This window comes from Erwinia sp. BNK-24-b, assembly GCF_047456155.1.
GTDB lineage: Bacteria > Pseudomonadota > Gammaproteobacteria > Enterobacterales > Enterobacteriaceae > Erwinia > Erwinia phyllosphaerae.
In genome coordinates, this window is sequence record NZ_CP179901.1 from 2,964,456 (window position 1) to 2,982,634 (window position 18,179).

Below are 18,179 nucleotides of genomic sequence, written 5' to 3' on the forward strand. Positions count from 1 at the left end.
CAAGCTTAAAAACCAGAGACCGACAATGTCGGTCTCTTTTTTTGCGCTATGAGGAAGGTTGGTTCGCCTGCTGCGCTGGCTCAGGCTGCTTTTCTTTGTTTGGCTTGTCGGTGCCTTGATCTGCTTCAGCCGCTGGCTTATCGGCAGCAGCGCTGTCGGCAGGCTGATCGGTAGCAGCTTTGTCAGTCGCATTATTGGCAGACTTATCGGTAGCAGCTTTGTCAGCCGTATTGTTGGCAGACTTATCGGTGGCAGCTTTTTCAGCCGCATTGTTGGCAGACTTATCGGTAGCAGCTTTGTCAGCCGCATTGTTGGCAGACTTATCGGTAGCAGCCTTATCTTTGGCTGCTTTATCGGCGGCGGCCTTCGCTTTTTCTGCCTTAGCTTTATCGGCGGCGGCCTTGTCAGCAACAGCTTTCGCTTTTTCCGCCCTCTCTTTGTCAGCCGCGGCCTTATCAGCGGCCGCTTTGTCCGCAGCTGCCTTATCGGCAGACGCTTTCGCTTTATCTGCTTTGCCTTTATCGGCAGCCGCTTTATCAGCAGCAGCCTTGTCTGCGGCAGCTTTATCCGCACTGGCTTTTGCCTGCGCGGCCTTATCGGCGGCTGCTTTATCCGCAGCGGCCTTATCACTGTTGGCCGTCGCCTGCGCCGCCGCCATTGGCGTGCCGGCAATGGCTTTATTCAGCACCTGCGTAAACTGATCCCACGGGCAGAAACCGTTGGCGTCCGTCTGGCAGCCGTTCATCTGCAGGGTTACGCGTTTTGGCGGCGTATCCAACGACAGCGGCGTAGCGTTTCGTAGTTGCTCGCTGCTCTGGTAAACGTATTCCACTTTTACCAGTTCCTGGTTGTTTTTCTTGTCGTGCCAGCGCTGGAACTGAATCATCCCGCCAATTGGCGTTTGTTCGTTCTGGTCAGGCAGCGTATAGGCTTTAAAATCAAGCGCGGTCAGCAGCGAGGCGATATTGGAATCATGGCCGACCATCAGCGTGACTTTTGGCGCGCTGGCTTTATCTTCATCCACCAGCATGCTGCGGATGTAGTCGACCAGCGGCGCAGCAACATCGCGTGCCACTTCCGGAGAAGTAAACAGCGTATTCTGATAGGCATTTTTAATTGCCGACAGTTCTTGCCACTGCTCCGGGGTTTTGATTTGTCCCCAGGCTACCTGGTCAGCCGGCATCCCTTCGTAATATTGCAGGGTAAACGCATCAACCAGCGAGTTACCGATTTTCAGCGGACCGGACACCGTTGGCTCTTTACCATTTTCCGCAAAAAACTTGTTCTGGTTATTGCTGCTAAGATCGCACTGTTTTTTGCCGTCGCAGGCCGGTGAATTTTTGTAATCGATGATTTTTTCCAGGCGCTGGAAGGCAGGCTTTAACGCCAGCTTTTCGGCCGTGCTGTTCATCGCCGTCAGCGCCTGTTTATTAAAGGCTTCGCTGCCGTCGGTAATGACCGGGTTGAACACCGGATCCATCGTGCCCATTTCATCCTGATGGGAAACCGGCACGTCACAGCCAGGGAAAGCGCCAGTAATAAAGAACTGGGCGGTGGCTACGGTGCGTTGCAGGCTGTTGGCATAGGCATAAACTTCATCGCTGCCCGGACATTCGTTATCTTTTATTAATCCCTGCTGCGCCAGCCATTCGCGAGTGTAGCGCCCCATATAGACTTCCAGCACGCCGCCTTTCGTCGTCAGCTGACCACCCGGCACGTCCCACTGCGGCCATTTTTTCTTCGTGGACTGTGCCAGAACGCTGCCGTTGTCAGCGAGCGGTGCCCGAAGATTGTGACGACTCATCATTAACACTTGTTCAAGCTGATAATTGTCATCGGCGGCATAAGCAGACAGGCCAGAAAGCGTCGAACAGACTGCCAGTGTGCAGAGACTATACTTTTTAATCATGTGTTTTTTCCATTGATTCAAGGGGTAAATCACCCGATCAGAAAGACGATGCGCCTGGTAAAGGCTGGCGACAAGGAAGCGGTTCGCCGCAGCGCGGCAGGAATAAATGGGCCGAATCCGGGCATCAGTCAGTTGTGTTGAGAATATAGCAGACTATCGCTTTTGCCGTTATGGCGCATCAGGAGATTGAAAAGAAAAGGGATGTTTTTTGCAAGGACGCTGGTTTTATCGCCGGACGCCGCGTCAGATCGTAGAAAGCAAAACGGGCCAGCAATCGCTGACCCGTTGAATTTGATGGCGGAGGAGGAGAGATTCGAACTCTCGAACGGTTTCCCGTCGCCGGTTTTCAAGACCGGTGCCTTCAGCCACTCGGCCACCCCTCCGCACTTTTATCCTTTGCACTTGCTGTGCAACTGATGGCGCGCAGTATAGGGGAAAGGGTTCAGGCTGCCAAGCATTATTTTCGCTATTTTGTTGAATTTATATGCTTTTAATCACTTTCTTCTTTGCCGGACGAAAAACAAACTGAATACGATGAAAAAGGAAACAGGATTTTATAGCGAGGGGGAAAATCACGCAAAAGGTACAAGCAGAACACGGAACACGGAACACAGAAAGCAGAAAGCAGAAAGCAGAAAGCAGAAAGCAGAAAGCAGAACACGGAACACGGAACACGGAACACGGAAAGCAAAAAGCAAAAAGCAAAAAGCAAAAAGCAAAAAGCAAAAAGCAAAAAGCAAAAAGCAAAAAGCATGAGCCAGGAAGCAGGAAGCAGGAAGCAGGAAGCAGGAAGCAGGAAGCAGGAAGCAGGAAGCAGGAAGCAGGAAGCAGGAAGCAGGAAGCAGGAAGCAGGAAGCAGGAAGCAGCTTAAATCTTATAAGGCAGAAAGCAAAACGGGCCAGCTTTCGCTGACCCGTTAAATTTGATGGCGGAGGAGGAGAGATTCGAACTCTCGAACGGTTTCCCGTCGCCGGTTTTCAAGACCGGTGCCTTCAGCCACTCGGCCACCCCTCCGCAATGAGCCGAACTATAAACATCCTCCGTGCCGTTGTAAAGCAGGGTCTGGTTCAACTGCCGCAAAAACAGCCAAACCCGGTTTTTTTGTCGTAATAAACGCCAGTTCGCTCACATAATCTCCATGACCACGAGTAAAGAAGGGTAAAACGCCTTCCCGCAATACGAAGCGCTGCTTATTCTCACTGCCATCTGATGACCTTAAGAGGCATTTTTATGGATCGCATCATCTCTACTACCCGGCAAAGCTCGCTGCTTGCCACGCACAAAGTTTTGCGAAATACCTATTTTCTGCTGGGGCTGACGCTGGCGTTCTCGGCCGTTACCGCCACGCTAAGCACCGTGTTCGCCCTGCCCGCGCCGGGCCTGATTATTATGCTGGTCGGTTTTTACGGCCTGATGTTTTTGACCTACCGGCTGGCGGATAGCCCTGCCGGCATTCTGGCCGCCTTCGCTTTCACCGGTTTCCTCGGATATTGCCTTGGCCCCATCTTAAACTCGCTGCTGTCGGCGGGAATGGGTGACGTTATCGGTCTGGCTCTGGGCGGCACCGCGCTGGTGTTCTTTTGCTGCTCCGCTTACGTACTTACTACCCGTAAGGATATGTCTTTTCTTGGCGGCATGATGATGGCTGGCTTTGTCGTACTGCTGGTAGCAGTGCTGGCCAATCTCTTTTTGCACATCCCGGCGCTGCACCTGGCGATTAGCGTGATGTTTGTCCTGTTCTCATCCGGTGCCATCCTTTGGGAAACCAGCAACATCATTCACGGCGGCGAAACGAACTATATTCGCGCCACGGTAAGCCTGTATGTTTCTGTCTATAACATCTTTGTTAGCCTGTTAAGTATTCTGGGTATGTCGCGTAACAACTAACAAAATGGTTATTGCTTATCCGGCCCCGCGACGCGGGGCTTTTTTATAGCGAGATTGCCAGACTGCATGCCGACGATGTTTTTTGCTAAACTGGCGGCCAACAACAGATAAGAGGCAAAACAGTGTTTTTTGACGGCAAAGAAATTGAACGCGACGCGCAGGGATATCTGCTCAACACTACCGACTGGAGCGAAGCACTGGCTCCGCAACTGGCCGAGGAAGAAAATATCGTACTGAGCGAAGCCCACTGGGAAGTCGTCCATTTTGTGCGGAACTTCTATCTGGAATTCAATACCTCGCCCGCCGTACGGATGCTGGTTAAGGCGATGGCGAAAAAATATGGCGAGGAGAAAGGTAACAGCCGCTACCTGTTCCGGCTTTTCCCTGAAGGCCCGGCGAAACAGGCCACCAAAATCGCAGGCCTGCCCAAACCGGCAAAATGCCTCTGACCTGCCCTGCCTTTCGGGATAAACAGGGAGCGCTATCGCGTGGTAAAGCCCGTCGGTTCATCGTGAGGCTGAAAAGGCTCCGCTAATACCTTATCAACCCTGGCCGCTTTTGGTCCACCCGCTTTTAGCCAGGCGATAAGCGCTTCTACTTCCTGCTCTTCGCCACAGGCCAGCACTTCGACGCTGCCATCATCCAGGTTGCGGGCATAGCCTTTTAAGCCGCGCGCCCTGGCTTCCTGCTGCGTGGTATAGCGAAAGCCTACGCCCTGCACTACGCCATGTACCCAGGCTCTTTTACAGATTACCGTCATGTTACCTCCACAGAGACAGATTGCATTTTGCTGCCAGGCACCGGACAATAGCGCCTGATTTTCTGACTGTAAGCATAGCAAATATGACTGTTCGTTTAATTCTTGCCAAAGGACGTGAAAAGTCCTTACTTCGTCGTCACCCGTGGGTATTTTCAGGTGCCGTAGCCCGCATGGAAGGGAAAGCCCAACCGGGTGAAACGCTGGACGTTTGTGACAGCCAGGGAAAATGGCTGGCTCGCGCCGCCTGGTCGCCTGCTTCACAAATCCGCGCTCGCGTCTGGAGCTGGGAACAGGATGAGGCAATCGATATCGCCTTCTTTATTAAACGTCTACAGGCGGCGCAGCAGCTGCGTGACTGGCTGGCGGTGCGTGACGATCTGGACAGCTACCGGCTGATTGCCGGCGAGTCCGATGGCCTGCCCGGCGTGACCATCGACCGCTTTGGCAACTTCCTGGTGCTGCAGCTGCTTTCCGCAGGTGCCGAATACCAGCGTGCGGCCCTGATTAGCGCACTGCAAAGCTGCTATCCGGACTGCGCTATCTACGACCGTTCAGATGTGTCGGTACGTAAAAAAGAGGGTCTGGAACTGACGCAGGGCGTGGTTGTGGGCGAAACGCCACCAGAACTTCTGCCTATCACCGAGCACGGGATGAAGCTGCTGGTGGATATTCAGACCGGCCACAAAACGGGCTATTACCTCGATCAGCGCGACAGCCGTCTGGCGACCCGACGCTATGCAAAAGAGGGGCGCGTGCTGAACTGCTTTTCCTATACCGGCGGTTTTGCTGTTTCCGCATTAATGGGCGGCTGCCAGCAGGTAATCAGCGTGGATACCTCTCAGGCTGCGCTGGACGTTGCGCGTCAGAACGTAGAGCTGAACGGGCTGGATCTCTCCAGAGCAGAGTTTCTGCGCGATGACGTATTTAAACTGCTGCGTCGCTATCGCGACAGCGGAGAAAAATTCGATCTGATCGTGATGGACCCGCCAAAATTTGTCGAGAATAAAAATCAGCTGGCCGGTGCCTGCCGTGGCTATAAAGATATCAATATGCTGGCGATGCAGTTGCTGAATCCTGGCGGTACGCTGCTAACCTTCTCCTGCTCCGGACTGATGCCTACGGAATTATTCCAGAAAATCATCGCGGATGCCGCGTTGGATGCGCAGCGTGATGTACAATTTATAGAGCAGTTCCGTCAGGCGGCCGATCACCCGGTGATCGCCAGCTATCCGGAAGGACTTTACCTGAAAGGTTTTGCCTGCCGCGTACTGTGACTTGAAAACGCTTACCCTGCCCCCATCTCTTTGGCAGGGCTATGTTTCTCAGGAGGTCACAATGATTGCCAGCAAATTTGGGCCTGGCCAGCAGGTGCGGCATAAGCTGCTTGGTTTTTTAGGTGTTGTTGTTGATGTGGATCCGGAGTATTCGTTAGAGGATCCGAAAATAGATGATATTGCCGACAGCGCTTCGCTACGTAATGCTCCCTGGTATCACGTGGTGATGGAAGATGATAACGGCGAAACGGTACATACCTATCTGGCAGAAGCCCAGCTGGGCTGGGAGATCCCGGGTGAACATCCCGAGCATCCCTCCATGGATGAGCTTGCCGCTTCAATCCGCGAGCAGCTTCAGGCGCCGCGCCTCAGAAACTGACAAAGACCCCGCAACGCGGGGTTTTTTTTATTTTTCCAGACCAAGCCGCGGGATCTCTATTTTCGGGCAGCGATCCATTACCACCGTCAAACCTGCATCCGCCGCCAGTACCGCGGCCTGTTCATTGATCACGCCCTGCTGTAGCCACAGCGATTTCGCACCAATAGCGATGGCCTCCTGCGCCACGCCATAGGCCGCTTCCGCATTACGGAAAACATCGACCATATCGACAGGCTCGGGAATCTCTTCCAGCGTTGCATATACTTGCTGGCCCAGCAGCGTTTGTCCGGCAAGCTTAGGGCTAACGGGCGTGACTTTGTACCCTTGCTCCAGCAAATAAGCCATCACGTAATAACTTGCCCTGCCAGGATTGTCGCTGGCCCCTACCAGGGCAATATGCCGGGTAGTAGTTAACACATCTGCAATAACTTTGTTATCCATTATTTTCTCCAGAAAAGTTTGCGTGTCCGGAACACCCGAGATGAACATAACTGATATTTTTGTCCATTACCGCGGAAGATTTAACATGAATAAATATGTAAAAATGTTAATATGCTGTCATACTGAAAGACTTTGATACATTCGCTCTTTTTTAAGTTCCTGCACATCTGGAGAAATAATGAAGCTGGATCTGCTCCTGACAGGGTTGTTGACGATGTGGGTTGCGACAGCGGCTCAGGCAACTACGTTAAAACTTGCACCTGATATGGATTTGCTGGTGCTTGATGGCCATAAAATCTCCGGTTCTTTATTAAAAGGCGCTGACGGCATTGAACTTGAGCGCGGTCAGCATCAGGTTCTTTTCCGGGTGGACAAAAATATTGATGCCTCACCCTGGGTCTCTCCACCACTGATCGTAACCTTTACGGCGTCGACAAAAACTATCGCTATTACGCTGCCTGCCCTGCATACGCTTCAGCAGGCCCGGGCCTTTGCTCGCCATCCTGATTTCAGGCTGCACGATGAACAGGGCAACCAGGTAGAAAGCCAGCACGATCGGCTGGCGACTAACGTCAGCATAAACTTTGAGCAGGCGATGGCTGCCTATAATATGCAGGGCCACCCGGCTTCCGTTCCCCGCTTTGCACAGCCTCACACTACCGGCAATATGGCAGACCATAGCGCACTTGATTTTGCCGACAATGCGTATCCGGCAAGCCGCATTCTGCAATTGTGGTATCAGCAGGTTGATTCCGCTACCCGCCAGCGTCTGGTTTTGATCATCAAGGCATTGCGCACCGGCTAATCGCCAGCCTCTGGTTTTGATCATGAAGGCGTTGCGCACCGGCTACCCGCCAGCGTCTGGTTTTGATCATCAAGGCGTTGCGCACCGGCTAATCGCCAGCCTCTGGCATCCTGTAACTGGAAACCGTATAGTTGTTTTTTCAATGCGGAACAGGATGTTGTCATGGAACAAACTACCCGAACCCTACGGGATAAAAAACATATTGCGCTGGTCGCACACGATCACTGTAAAGCTTCGATGATGGAGTGGGTCGACAGCCATAAAGCGCTGTTGCAGCATCATCTGCTTTACGCCACCGGCACGACCGGTAACCTGATTCAGCGCGCGACCGGCCTGAGTGTAACTGCCATGCTGAGCGGCCCGATGGGCGGCGACCAGCAGGTAGGTGCAATGATTGCCGAAGGTAAAATCGACGTACTGATCTTCTTTTGGGATCCCCTGAACGCGGTGCCGCACGATCCTGATGTCAAAGCACTGTTGCGCCTGGCCACGGTGTGGAACATCCCCGTTGCGACCAATCGCTCAACCGCCGATTTTATTATCCATTCTCCGCTGTTTGCTCAGCAGCTTGCCGTTTCCGTTCCCGACTATGAGCGCTATTTGCAGGAGCGTCTACAGTAAGCAATCGGGCGTGCTGAGTCAGGGTTTACGTAATACCGGTACGCCCAGGCGTTTAAACTCTGCAACAAAAGCAGAAGGTGAAACGCTGTCGAACAGCAGCCAGACCTGCTGCCTGGCACGCGTTATCGCTACGTAAGCCAGACGACGCTCTTCGGCGTCGGGAAAACGTTCCGGTGGGGGCAGTAAGGCCTGTTCAATAACTGACTCTCTTGCCGCCGCCGGAAAACCGTCCTCTCCGCTACGCAAGCCCGTTAATAATACGTAATCCGCCTGCTGCCCTTTGCTGGCATGGATGGTGGCAAAATCGATATTCAGTCCGGGCCAGCGCGTTTTTGCTTTATTCAACAGGTCAGGCCGTAAATGATGATAGCGCGCCAGTATCAGCACCCGTTCTTCCGGCGTGGCATAACCGCTGATTTTATCCAGTAACGTTTCCAGCTGCGCTTCAGGAAGCAGTGAGATGGTTTTTTTGTTGCCTTTGCTCAGGCTATTCAGGGGTTTTCTTAACTGTTGCGGATTACTCTGCACGAAAGCGTTAGCGATCTCGCCAATCCGCGCGTTAAAACGATACGTAGTATCCAGCACGCAGCGGTCGCCTTCCCCAAAGTAGTGATGAAACGCGGTCGTTAGCGCCATATCGGCACCGTTAAAATGGTAAATAGCCTGCCAGTCGTCACCCACGGCAAAGAGCGAGGTTTGACTATTTTGCTTACGCAGCGCCGTGAGTAATGCGGCCTGCTGTGGAGAGATATCCTGAAACTCATCAACCAGAATATGCTTCCACGGGCTGATAAAACGTCCCTTTTCCAGAATGGCAATGGCCTGATGGATCAGGCCGCTGAAATCGACAGCGCCCTCTTCTTTTAACGCGCTCTTCCAGGTTTTCAGCAGCGGTGCCATGAGTTTGACCCGCTTGCCAAACAGCTCACGAACCTCTTCCGGCGCGGATTCAATCATGGCCGCCTGCGCGCCACCATGCATACGCATCAGTCCCAGCCAGCGATCCAGTCGGCTACCCAGGCGTTTGACCAGCTCGCTATCCTGCCAGTAAACGCCTTCCGCCAGCTCCCAGCCCAGCTCTTCCTGTAACCATTGCCGCCAGCCGTTGGCCTGGGCTTTTTTCTCATTGCACTGCTGTTGCCAGGCTTCGATTAACAGCTGCTGTCTTTGTACGGCATCATTTTCCAGTTGGCTAATCACCGGCATTTTATTGCTGCCTTCGCGAATAATATGCAGCGCCAGCGAGTGAAAGGTGCGCGCAACAACATCGTCATGATTCAGACACTGTTTAAGGCGGTTATTCATCTCTTCAGCCGCTAACCGGCCAAAAGCCAGTGGCAGAATTTGTTCTGCGGTAGCTTGTTTGCGTAACAGCAGCCAGGCTGCGCGGGCCACCAGCACGGCGGTTTTACCGCTACCGGCACCGGCCAGCACCAGCAACGCTTCTTCGCCGTTGATAACCGCCCGGGTTTGCGCCGCGTTCAGAGGCGAGCTTTCTAAGCGGTTAAAAAAATCCGCATACTGCGCCAGCATCTTTTCTGACCACTTTTCATTGCGTTTTTGCCGCTCTGTTTCGCTGTTTTCCAGCCAACGCTGGCAGAAATACCAGGCTTCACGACAGTTATCAAAGGTTTCCAGCCGGGCAAGCGGCAGAGGTTGTGATGCGTAAGCGGTCAGGATAGCCTTACGCCAGTCAACGACCTCATTACGTTTTAGCCATTTATCCTGCTGTTCGGCCTCGCGCAGTTTATCTACCTGCTGCTGTAAAACTGCGGCCGCGATCGGGCTCATACTCTGGCTCCAGTTTTGCCAGGCCTGATTGAGGTAGTGATAAAAACGCTGCGTTTCCTGCCATTCGGTACCGTGTAGCCGCACGACCTTTTCATCCGGCAGAGAAAACTCCAGCTCGCCCCAGACCAGCCCACGCTTACAGCGGATTGCTATTAGCTGGTTGAAAGGAATCAGGTATTCGTGTTTTTCACCGCTGACTTCCACGCCTGCCGCGAGCAGGCGAACCCGATTATAGGGGTGCTGTGCCAGATGCTTACCCAGCGATGTTGCTTTCAGTTCCATTAATGGCCTCGGGCTGCGGATAGCTTAATCGCGACAGTTTACCCGGCAAGGGAGTACCGCTCCAGCGCTAAAACACGGTATAATCAACGCATTGACCCTTCTCTTTTTTCGCACCAGGAGGACACTATCTGATGCGTACCGTTTTAAACATTCTGAATTTTTTCATGGGCGGCTTTTTGACCACTATTGGCTGGCTGGTCGCTACGCTGTTAAGCATTATCTTTATTATTACCCTGCCGCTAACCCGTTCCTGTTGGGAAATCACTAAACTTTCTCTATTCCCTTTCGGTAACGAAGCGGTGCACGTTGACGAACTCAATCCCGGCCGGAAAAATATTTTCCTGAATTCTGGCGGCACCTTGCTGAACATTGTCTGGCTGGTTTTTTGCGGCTGGTGGCTCTGCGTGACGCATATTCTGGTTGGTATCGCACAATGCATTACGATTATCGGCATTCCTACCGGCATCGCTCATTTCAAAATTGCTGCCATCGCGCTGTGGCCTGTGGGACGCCGTGTGGTAAGCGTTGAAGTTGCAAAGGCCGCCCGCGAAGCTAACGCCCGTAGCCGGTTTAACTAACTATGCTCTTAACGCTGACGCCACGCCTGCGCCGCTATGCTTATAACAGCGCGCTGCTCTATAACCTGCGGATCTTTTTTGCCCTGGCCGGTACTACAGCCGTGCCGCTATGGCTGGGCCAGATTACCTGGACTATTCCGCTAACGCTGGGTGTGGTGGCCGCAGCGCTGACCGATCTTGACGATCGGCTCAGCGGTCGTTTGCGCAATTTATTGATCACGCTGATCTGTTTTTGCGTGGCGTCAGTGTCTATTGAGCTCCTGTCGCCTTATCCCTGGCTGTTTATTATTGGCCTCGCGCTCTCAACATGGGGATTCATCCTGCTGGGCGCGCTGGGTCAGCGTTATGCCACTATCGCTTTTGGCGCGCTGCTGATTGCCGTTTACACTTTGCTTGGGCTTGGCCTGTTTCAGCAGTGGTACATGCAGCCTGCGCTCCTGCTGTTGGGCGCTGTCTGGTACAACCTGCTGACGCTTATTGGCCACACCCTTTTTCCGGTACGGCCGCTGCAGGAAAATATTGCCCGCTGCTTTGAGGGGCTGGCGCGTTATCTGGAAGCCAAAGCAGGCCTGTTCGATCCCGATATTGAAGAAAACGATGATGGCTCGCTGATTGAAGCCGCGATGACCAACAGCCAGCTGGTTGCCACGCTGAACCAGACAAAAATTTCCATTCAGTCGCGGCTGCGTGGCGACAGGGGGCAGCGAAGCACCCGACGTACGCTGCACTATTACTTTGTGGCGCAGGATATTCACGAGCGCGCCAGCTCTTCCCATGCGCAATACCATGCGCTGCGCAAAGCGTACCGCTACAGCGATATTTTATTCCGTTTTCAGCGGCTGCTAACCATGCAGGCTAAGGCCTGCCAGCAGTTGGCTAACTGCATTTTACTGCGTGAACCCTGGCAGCATGATGCGCGTTTTGAACGTGCATTTGTTCATTTACAGGCCGCACTGGATCGAATCACTAAGGCGCAGCCAGCCAGCGGTGAAATCAAAGCAATGCACTATTTGCTGCACAACCTGAAGGCAATAGACGCGCAGCTGGCGACGATTGAGTCCGAGCAGGTATTACAGGATAACAGCGATGGCCGCCTTTCCAGCGAAGGCCTGACTGGCTGGGCCGATATTCGCCTGCGCCTGAGCCGCCATTTATCACCGCAGTCGCCACTTTTTCGCCACGCCGTACGCATGTCGTTACTGCTGTGTACCGGTTACGCTTTTATCAAGCTGACCGGGCTTGAACATGGCTACTGGATATTGTTGACCAGCCTGTTTGTCTGCCAGCCCAACTACAACGCCACAAAGCGCAGGCTGGCCTTGCGTATTGCCGGTACGGTCGTCGGCATTATGATCGGCTTGCCGCTGCTCTGGCTGGTGCCTTCCGTGGAAGGCCAGCTTGTGCTGATTGTGCTGAGCGGCGTACTGTTTTTTGCTTTCCGTCAGTCGCAATATGCTACCGCCACGCTGTTTATTACCTTGCTGGTGCTGTGCTGCTTTAACCTGCTCGGTGAAGGTTTTGAGGTCGCGCTGCCGCGTATTATCGATACGCTGTTGGGCTGCGGCATCGCCTGGCTGGCCGTGGCTTTTATCTGGCCCGACTGGCGCTTCCGCCGTCTTTCTGCCGTGGCGGAGCGTACGCTGAACGCTAACTGTCGCTACCTGGACGCTATCCTTGTGCAGTATCACCAGGGTAAAGATAACCGGCTGGATTACCGCGTAGCACGCCGCGATGCCCATAATGGCGATGCGGAACTTGCCTCCGTGGTTTCAAATATTTCAGCAGAGAAAAATACCGGGACCAGCCTGCGAGAAGATGCTTTTCGCCTGCTGTGCCTTAACCACTCCTTTCTCAGCTACATCTCGGCCCTGGGCGCGCACCGTGAAAAAATGACCAGCCAGCCAATTCTGCAGTTGATGGACGACGCGGTCTGCTACGTTGATGACGTACTGCACGTTGATATCGTAGACGACAGTAAGGCTGCCAGACTGCTGGATAATCTGTCTGTGCGTCTGGCCGAGGCCGAGGCCGCGCCGGAAACGAAAGAACCGCTGGTATTGCAGCAGGTTGGCCTGCTGGTCGCGCTGCTGCCGGAAATAGCCCGGCTTAAGAAAAAACTCTCTGCGGCTTAAGGTTTTTGCTGCCTGGCCACCTGACGCCGCATCGTTTCTTTGTACCACCGCCGAAGTTCTGTTTTGATATGTTCCGGCAGCGCTTCATGATGATGCCCTGTAATAGCGCCTTCGAGCGCAAACAGAATATTAATGCCGACATTTTTATTACTGGCGTACAGCTTAAGCCAGCAGCGTCTGGCCCCCTCTTGCTTGAGCCTGGCAATGGTGCTGATGCCTACCTGCCTTAGCAACATTTCCAGCTTCCCGGTCAGGTTAGGCAAATCTTTTAAACGCTGATTTTGTTGCTGCCGGGCTTTCTGCTCACGTGCGCCCTGCAGGCAAAGCCTGGAAAGTGCCAGAAGCTGTTCGTTCTCTTTCCATAAAGGCTCGTCAACGCGATAGTAGTCCAGCGCGACCGGCACGCCTCTTTTATTGAAGTGCAAAGGTTTCATTTTCCGCTCGGTCAGATAGGGCTTCACCTGCTCGCAAGCGCGCAGATAGAGCTCTCCTTCTGCCACCAGGGCAAAAACAACGTTATCGACAGACAGACTGTAGCCGCCGAACTGGCTACGACTGTCAATATCGCCCAGTTCAGCAAGCTGACATTTGGCTTTGGCAATCTGCGTTTTTGAGTCACACATAGTTCTCTCCTTCCAGATAAATGATGCCTTCCCGTGGCGTTTGCTATGGAAAAGAAAGGTATGCAATCACCGTTACAGGTTCAATTAATAATTGCTGTGTGGGTCGACTGGATTGTCATTTTGCGAGGCGTTTTCAAAAAATAAGGTTGATCTTTATGCATTACCCTTATACTGTATATCCATACAGTGACCTGCGAGCAAAGCCAATATGCATACTCATTCCATGAAATCTCTTTTTGCTAATCGCCGTTTTCAACAGGCTTCAGCCTGTGCCGCATCGACAACAAACGAAGCTACTGGCCTTATCAGCGAACTGATTTACAGTGAGAATCAGCCAGGCATGACGCAAATGCTGCTTTTACCTCTACTGCAACAGCTCGGCACCCAGTCACGCTGGCAGCTTTGGCTGACGCCACAGCAAAAACTAAGTCGTAGCTGGCTTGCGCAATCCGGCCTGCCGCTGGATAAAGTTATGCAAGTTCAGGGAACAGCGGCCATTAATACGCTGGAAGCGATGATAAAGGCCCTGCAAACAGGAAACTACAGCGTAGTGCTCGGCTGGCTGCCGGAAGAATTGTCATCAGACGATCGGCAACGACTGCATAATGCTGCTCTTTGTGGCCAGGCCCTGGGGTTAATTATGCGCCCGGATCCGATCGAAATGGCGACCTCCAGACCCTTTAATGGCTTAAAGATTCACTCAAGTTTGTATCATTAAGTAAAAATAAGAGTTTTCCCATCATAAACTTCTTCGCCGGGCCTGATAAGCGTCTGATTATGCTATGACCCGGCGTGACAATGGTTTAGCCCTCTTTTCCCCCTCCTTTATTTCGTCCCTCACATAAGTTAAATATGTAAATTTGTGTCTAAACCTCCGTTTTTTTTCAGGCCTCCTTCACATCTTACTTGTAACTTTGCTGGTACGTTGTAGACTTTACGTCGCCAGGGTGCTCAATAATCTCCCTTTTTTGGATGAGTCATAATCGAGCGTCATAACCCGGCGAAGGATTAATCAAAGAGCTAATGAAAGCTCATTGCCTATTTGGATGATAACGAGGCGCAAAAATGAAAAAGACAGCTATCGCAATTGCAGTGGCACTGGCTGGCTTCGCTACCGTAGCGCAGGCCGCCCCTAAAGATGACACCTGGTACGCCGGTGCGAAACTGGGCTGGTCTCAGTACCACGACACTGGTTACTACGGTAACGGTTATGCAAACAACGACGGTCCAACTCACGAAAGCCAGCTGGGCGCTGGTGCGTTCGGTGGTTACCAGGCTAACCAATACCTGGGCTTCGAACTGGGTTATGACTGGCTGGGCCGTATGCCTTACAAAGGCAATGTAGTAAATGGCGCATTTAAAGCACAGGGCGTTCAGCTGGCTGCTAAACTGAGCTACCCAATCTATGACGATCTGGACGTGTACACCCGTCTGGGCGGCATGGTATGGCGCGCAGACTCTAAGCAGAACAACAACGGCAACCGCATCAGCGACCACGACACCGGCGTTTCTCCGCTGGCAGCAGTGGGCCTTGAGTATGCTGTGACCAAAAACTGGGCTACCCGCCTGGATTACCAGTGGGTGAACAACATCGGTGATGCAAACACCGTTGGTACTCGTCCAGACAACGCCATGCTGAGCGTAGGTGTTTCCTACCGCTTCGGTCAGGATGAAGCAGCTCCAGCACCGGCTCCGGCTCCAGCGCCAGCGCCAGTTGTTGAAACCAAGCGTTTCACCCTGAAATCAGACGTTCTGTTCACCTTCAACAAGGCGACTCTGAAGCCTGAAGGCCAGCAGGCTCTGGATCAGCTGTACACCCAGCTGAGCTCTCTGGATCCGAAAGACGGCAGCGTTGTTGTTCTGGGCTTCACCGACCGTATCGGTTCTGACCAGTACAACCAGAAACTGTCCGAGAAACGTGCTCAGTCCGTTGTTGACTACCTCGTTTCTAAAGGCATCCCTTCTAACAAGATCTCTGCACGTGGCATGGGTGAATCTAACCCAGTTACCGGCAACACCTGTGACAGCGTGAAAGGCCGTAAAGCCCTGATCGAATGTCTGGGTCCAGACCGTCGTGTAGAAATTCAGGTTAAAGGCATCAAAGACGTTGTAACTCAGCCTCAGGGTTAAGTTTGACGCTTTGATAAAAAACCCCGCTTCGGCGGGGTTTTTTGTATGCGATCTTCAGCAATTTGCTCTCTGATGCTGAATGATAAAAACGAGAAGGCTGACGCCTGATGTTGTTTATCCCTTCAACTGGCCGTTAATTTTCCTGAAAACCTGCTTAGTCCGCCTTGCCCAGAATAGCCTGTAAGTCCTGTTTTAATGAGGACATCTGGCTGGCATACTTCTCTTTATGTTCAGCGTCTTCAATCAGCTGCACAATGGTTTCCGACAGCGTACTGTGACGCCGCTGCGCCAGCGCGGCCAGCCTCTGCCAGACCAGATATTCCAGATCGATAGATTTCTTGCGCGTATGCTGATGCTCGGCGTTAAAATGCCGCTTGCGGCGTGCACGAATACTTTGCTTCATGCGGTTTTCAAGCGCCGGATTAATATGTCGGCTAATCCACGTCAGCACTTCTGTCGGTCGATTTTCCATCGCGAGTAGCTCACCAACAGCAACCTGCGCCGCGCTTCGTTCCAGATAACGCGTGATCGCTTCGCCTTCCCGATGTTTTTTCACCAGATAGGCCCACTTCCATCCGCTTTCAAGGTTTTCCAGTTGCTGATATTTCATCGCAATCTCATGCTAAGTCTGTATCTTATTCAGGATAACAGTTTTTTTCACCGAGCCGCACGGAAAACCAGAGCCAACTCGCAAATGCTGTTTATCAGTGCCTGAAATGGATCTGCGCAATGCTTAACAGGCTGAAATCTTGTATAATGCCGCATTACTCATTTCAAAAAAATACGATAACTTTGACCAACAACCAACTTGAATGGCGTGCCCTGCAGCCCGATACCGACAGCGTTCAGCCGCTTTTTTCTGAGCTTCCCGATGACTCCTGTTATTTTGCCGTCGTGCAGTCTCGCCTGTTCAGCACCCTTAGCCTGCTGCTGGAAAGCCCGGCAAAGCTGCCGCTCATGCTGGTGAAAACACCTGAGCACGTGCAGTATCAGTCGCTGCTGCAGGATGTCGTTGCGGGTTTTACCGAAGAAAGCCCCGCGCTTTACGGCGGTCATTATCATATTGAAGGCGCGAAAATCAGCTGGCGTCCCGCCGAGTCAGAGCAGGACAATTTTGCGAGTACGGGCGGCGTTCACTTTGCCGACTGGACAGAAGCAGAGCAGCTGTTCGGTTGTTTTCGTCAGTATCATAATGCGTTCACGCTGGAGCCGGGTCTGGTACATCAGGCCAACGGCGGCACGCTGATCCTTTCACTCCGTGCTCTGCTTGCTCAACCGCTGCTGTGGCTGCGCCTGAAGCAGATTCTGACGACCGGCCAGTTCAGCTGGCATTCGCCTGACGAAGCGCGGCCGCTGCCAGTTTCCGTGCCGCCGATGCCCATGCATTTCCGGCTCATTCTGACCGGCGAGCGCGATGCGCTGGCGGATTTTCAGGAGATGGAACCGGAGCTGGTCTCGCTGGCCTTCTATTCTGAATTTGAAGAAAACATTCAGATTGTCGATGAAGAAGCTTTTAGCCTGTGGATCAAGTGGGCGCGTTCGGTAGCCGCCGATGAAGACATCGTTATCGCGGACAATCTCTGGCCGGTGCTGATGCGCGAAGCGGTACGCTATACCGGCGATCAGGATACGCTGCCGCTTTGCCCCGTCTGGCTTTCTCGCCAGTTCCAGGACGCACTGGCCCACAGCGATGATAACGTTATCTCTGGCGAACATCTTCAGGCCGCGCTGGAAAGTCGGGAATGGCGTGAAGGCTTCCTTGCCGAGCGTATTCGCGATGAAATTCTGCTGGAGCAAATCCTGATTGAAACCGAAGGCGAAATGATTGGTCAGATCAACGCCCTCTCGGTTATTGAGTTTCCGGGACATCCACGCGCCTTTGGTGAACCTTCACGTATCAGCTGCGTCGTACACGTTGGCGACGGCGAGTTCCATGACGTAGAGCGCAAAGCCGAGCTGGGCGGTAATATTCATGCTAAAGGCATGATGATTATGCAGGCCTGGCTGATAGCTGAGCTGGAGCTGGAGCAGCAGCTCCCCTTCTCCGCCTCGGTGGTTTTTGAGCAATCCTATTCCGAAGTGGATGGCGACAGCGCCTCTCTGGCTGAACTTTGCGCCCTGATCAGCGCACTGGCTAATCAGCCGATTACGCAGCAAATAGCGGTAACCGGCTCCGTCGACCAGTTTGGTCGGGTGCAGCCTGTAGGCGGCCTTAACGAGAAAATCGAAGGCTTTTTCCATATTTGTCATCAGCGTACGCTTAACGGTAGCCAGGGCGTGATTATTCCGGCCGCCAACGTTCGCCATCTTTCTCTGCAGCAGGAAGTGGTGGATGCGGTAAAAGAAGGGAAATTCCATATCTGGGCAGTGGAAAGCGTAGAAGAAGCGCTGCCTTTGCTGACAGCAGTCGAGTGGGATAAAGAAGACGCGCCTTGCCTGTTAAGAACGATACAGGAACGCATAGCGCAGATAAACCAGCACGAAGGACGACAACGCCCGTGGCCGCTGCGCTGGCTAAACTGGTTTAACCAGAGCTAATCGGGCTTGCTCAGCTTACAGCTGTAAGC

18 protein-coding genes and 2 tRNA genes are annotated in these 18,179 nt (G+C 53.0%); 12 read left to right on the forward strand and 8 right to left on the reverse strand.

Annotated features, from left to right (window positions below; translation table 11 throughout):
* Positions 1–46: 46 nt before the first annotated feature.
* Entirely contained in the window at positions 47–1,909 is a 1,863-nt protein-coding gene (gene agp, locus ACMGGR_RS13510; RefSeq protein WP_414147092.1) for a bifunctional glucose-1-phosphatase/inositol phosphatase, read from the reverse strand.
* 295 nt (positions 1,910–2,204) lie between these two features.
* Positions 2,205–2,292 (reverse strand) — tRNA-Ser (locus tag ACMGGR_RS13515).
* A gap of 151 nt (positions 2,293–2,443) precedes the next feature.
* Between ACMGGR_RS13515 and ACMGGR_RS13520 the strand changes: the two genes are divergently transcribed.
* The gene (locus ACMGGR_RS13520) at positions 2,444–2,665 is read left to right on the forward strand and encodes a hypothetical protein (protein WP_414147093.1); all 222 of its coding nucleotides are present in this window, start codon (positions 2,444–2,446) and stop codon (positions 2,663–2,665) included.
* Between the two features lie 170 nt (positions 2,666–2,835).
* Here the strand turns inward: ACMGGR_RS13520 and ACMGGR_RS13525 are convergent.
* A tRNA-Ser gene (locus tag ACMGGR_RS13525) sits at positions 2,836–2,923 on the reverse strand.
* A gap of 216 nt (positions 2,924–3,139) precedes the next feature.
* On the opposite strand from ACMGGR_RS13525, the gene yccA reads away from it, so the two are divergent.
* On the forward strand, positions 3,140–3,796 hold the full coding sequence (gene yccA, locus ACMGGR_RS13530) for an FtsH protease modulator YccA (protein WP_246760590.1): 657 nt from the start codon (positions 3,140–3,142) through the stop codon (positions 3,794–3,796).
* Between the two features lie 122 nt (positions 3,797–3,918).
* Positions 3,919–4,245 carry a TusE/DsrC/DsvC family sulfur relay protein gene (locus ACMGGR_RS13535; RefSeq protein WP_414147094.1) on the forward strand — a complete coding sequence of 109 codons (327 nt, stop codon included), beginning with the start codon at positions 3,919–3,921 and terminating at the stop codon, positions 4,243–4,245.
* A 32-nt stretch (positions 4,246–4,277) separates the two neighbouring features.
* Here the strand turns inward: ACMGGR_RS13535 and yccX are convergent, their stop codons facing one another.
* Positions 4,278–4,556 carry an acylphosphatase gene (yccX, locus tag ACMGGR_RS13540; RefSeq protein ID WP_246760588.1) on the reverse strand — a complete coding sequence of 93 codons (279 nt, stop codon included), beginning with the start codon at positions 4,554–4,556 and terminating at the stop codon, positions 4,278–4,280.
* A gap of 83 nt (positions 4,557–4,639) precedes the next feature.
* Between yccX and rlmI the strand changes: the two genes are divergently transcribed.
* On the forward strand, positions 4,640–5,830 hold the full coding sequence (gene rlmI / locus ACMGGR_RS13545; RefSeq protein WP_246760587.1) for a 23S rRNA (cytosine(1962)-C(5))-methyltransferase RlmI: 1,191 nt from the start codon (positions 4,640–4,642) through the stop codon (positions 5,828–5,830).
* A gap of 61 nt (positions 5,831–5,891) precedes the next feature.
* Positions 5,892–6,209 (forward strand): heat shock protein HspQ, encoded by a 318-nt coding sequence (gene hspQ, locus ACMGGR_RS13550; RefSeq protein ID WP_414147095.1) that lies wholly within the window; start codon positions 5,892–5,894, stop codon positions 6,207–6,209.
* A 27-nt stretch (positions 6,210–6,236) separates the two neighbouring features.
* Here the strand turns inward: hspQ and ACMGGR_RS13555 are convergent, their stop codons facing one another.
* Positions 6,237–6,650 carry a CoA-binding protein gene (locus ACMGGR_RS13555; protein ID WP_414147096.1) on the reverse strand — a complete coding sequence of 138 codons (414 nt, stop codon included), beginning with the start codon at positions 6,648–6,650 and terminating at the stop codon, positions 6,237–6,239.
* 178 nt (positions 6,651–6,828) lie between these two features.
* Between ACMGGR_RS13555 and ACMGGR_RS13560 the strand changes: the two genes are divergently transcribed.
* Both ACMGGR_RS13560 and ACMGGR_RS13565 read left to right on the forward strand, forming a co-directional pair.
* Entirely contained in the window at positions 6,829–7,455 is a 627-nt protein-coding gene (locus tag ACMGGR_RS13560; protein WP_414147097.1) for a DUF2057 family protein, read from the forward strand.
* A gap of 162 nt (positions 7,456–7,617) precedes the next feature.
* The gene (locus ACMGGR_RS13565) at positions 7,618–8,076 is read left to right on the forward strand and encodes a methylglyoxal synthase (protein ID WP_414147098.1); all 459 of its coding nucleotides are present in this window, start codon (positions 7,618–7,620) and stop codon (positions 8,074–8,076) included.
* Positions 8,077–8,094: 18 nt separating this feature from the next.
* Here the strand turns inward: ACMGGR_RS13565 and helD are convergent, their stop codons facing one another.
* Positions 8,095–10,149, reverse strand: a complete 2,055-nt coding sequence (helD, locus tag ACMGGR_RS13570; protein ID WP_414147099.1) for a DNA helicase IV — start codon at positions 10,147–10,149, stop codon at positions 8,095–8,097.
* A gap of 131 nt (positions 10,150–10,280) precedes the next feature.
* On the opposite strand from helD, the gene ACMGGR_RS13575 reads away from it, so the two are divergent.
* Both ACMGGR_RS13575 and yccS read left to right on the forward strand, forming a co-directional pair.
* The gene (locus ACMGGR_RS13575) at positions 10,281–10,727 is read left to right on the forward strand and encodes a YccF domain-containing protein (RefSeq protein WP_414147100.1); all 447 of its coding nucleotides are present in this window, start codon (positions 10,281–10,283) and stop codon (positions 10,725–10,727) included.
* A 2-nt stretch (positions 10,728–10,729) separates the two neighbouring features.
* Positions 10,730–12,859 carry a YccS family putative transporter gene (gene yccS, locus ACMGGR_RS13580; RefSeq protein WP_414147101.1) on the forward strand — a complete coding sequence of 710 codons (2,130 nt, stop codon included), beginning with the start codon at positions 10,730–10,732 and terminating at the stop codon, positions 12,857–12,859.
* Here the strand turns inward: yccS and ACMGGR_RS13585 are convergent.
* A complete protein-coding gene (locus ACMGGR_RS13585) occupies positions 12,856–13,482 on the reverse strand; it encodes a TfoX/Sxy family DNA transformation protein (protein WP_414147102.1) in 627 nt (208 codons plus the stop codon). The two genes, yccS and ACMGGR_RS13585, sit on opposite strands and share 4 nt — an antisense overlap.
* A 208-nt stretch (positions 13,483–13,690) precedes the next feature.
* Between ACMGGR_RS13585 and sulA the strand changes: the two genes are divergently transcribed.
* Both sulA and ompA read left to right on the forward strand, forming a co-directional pair.
* Complete coding sequence (gene sulA, locus ACMGGR_RS13590) at positions 13,691–14,200, forward strand: SOS-induced cell division inhibitor SulA (RefSeq protein ID WP_414147103.1); 510 nt, start codon at positions 13,691–13,693, stop codon at positions 14,198–14,200.
* Between the two features lie 347 nt (positions 14,201–14,547).
* The gene (gene ompA / locus ACMGGR_RS13595) at positions 14,548–15,612 is read left to right on the forward strand and encodes a porin OmpA (protein ID WP_414147104.1); all 1,065 of its coding nucleotides are present in this window, start codon (positions 14,548–14,550) and stop codon (positions 15,610–15,612) included.
* Positions 15,613–15,766: 154 nt separating this feature from the next.
* On the opposite strand, the gene matP is transcribed toward ompA, so the two are convergent.
* Positions 15,767–16,222: a macrodomain Ter protein MatP gene (gene matP / locus ACMGGR_RS13600; protein WP_246760576.1), complete on the reverse strand. Its 456-nt coding sequence runs from the start codon at positions 16,220–16,222 to the stop codon at positions 15,767–15,769.
* Positions 16,223–16,368: 146 nt separating this feature from the next.
* Between matP and ACMGGR_RS13605 the strand changes: the two genes are divergently transcribed.
* Complete coding sequence (locus ACMGGR_RS13605) at positions 16,369–18,150, forward strand: AAA family ATPase (protein ID WP_246760575.1); 1,782 nt, start codon at positions 16,369–16,371, stop codon at positions 18,148–18,150.
* The last annotated feature ends 29 nt before the right edge of the window (positions 18,151–18,179 follow it).

Bases quoted from the DNA above. Each gene is read 5' to 3' on its own strand.
- agp (WP_414147092.1), bottom strand. From the start codon at position 1,909: ATGATTAAAAAGTATAGTCTCTGCACACTGGCAGTCTGTTCGACGCTT.
- ACMGGR_RS13520 (WP_414147093.1), top strand. From the start codon at position 2,444: ATGAAAAAGGAAACAGGATTTTATAGCGAGGGGGAAAATCACGCAAAA.
- yccA (WP_246760590.1), top strand. From the start codon at position 3,140: ATGGATCGCATCATCTCTACTACCCGGCAAAGCTCGCTGCTTGCCACG.
- yccX (WP_246760588.1), bottom strand. From the start codon at position 4,556: ATGACGGTAATCTGTAAAAGAGCCTGGGTACATGGCGTAGTGCAGGGC.
- rlmI (WP_246760587.1), top strand. From the start codon at position 4,640: ATGACTGTTCGTTTAATTCTTGCCAAAGGACGTGAAAAGTCCTTACTT.
- hspQ (WP_414147095.1), top strand. From the start codon at position 5,892: ATGATTGCCAGCAAATTTGGGCCTGGCCAGCAGGTGCGGCATAAGCTG.
- ACMGGR_RS13555 (WP_414147096.1), bottom strand. From the start codon at position 6,650: ATGGATAACAAAGTTATTGCAGATGTGTTAACTACTACCCGGCATATT.
- ACMGGR_RS13560 (WP_414147097.1), top strand. From the start codon at position 6,829: ATGAAGCTGGATCTGCTCCTGACAGGGTTGTTGACGATGTGGGTTGCG.
- ACMGGR_RS13565 (WP_414147098.1), top strand. From the start codon at position 7,618: ATGGAACAAACTACCCGAACCCTACGGGATAAAAAACATATTGCGCTG.
- helD (WP_414147099.1), bottom strand. From the start codon at position 10,149: ATGGAACTGAAAGCAACATCGCTGGGTAAGCATCTGGCACAGCACCCC.
- ACMGGR_RS13575 (WP_414147100.1), top strand. From the start codon at position 10,281: ATGCGTACCGTTTTAAACATTCTGAATTTTTTCATGGGCGGCTTTTTG.
- yccS (WP_414147101.1), top strand. From the start codon at position 10,730: ATGCTCTTAACGCTGACGCCACGCCTGCGCCGCTATGCTTATAACAGC.
- ACMGGR_RS13585 (WP_414147102.1), bottom strand. From the start codon at position 13,482: ATGTGTGACTCAAAAACGCAGATTGCCAAAGCCAAATGTCAGCTTGCT.
- sulA (WP_414147103.1), top strand. From the start codon at position 13,691: ATGCATACTCATTCCATGAAATCTCTTTTTGCTAATCGCCGTTTTCAA.
- ompA (WP_414147104.1), top strand. From the start codon at position 14,548: ATGAAAAAGACAGCTATCGCAATTGCAGTGGCACTGGCTGGCTTCGCT.
- matP (WP_246760576.1), bottom strand. From the start codon at position 16,222: ATGAAATATCAGCAACTGGAAAACCTTGAAAGCGGATGGAAGTGGGCC.
- ACMGGR_RS13605 (WP_246760575.1), top strand. From the start codon at position 16,369: ATGCCGCATTACTCATTTCAAAAAAATACGATAACTTTGACCAACAAC.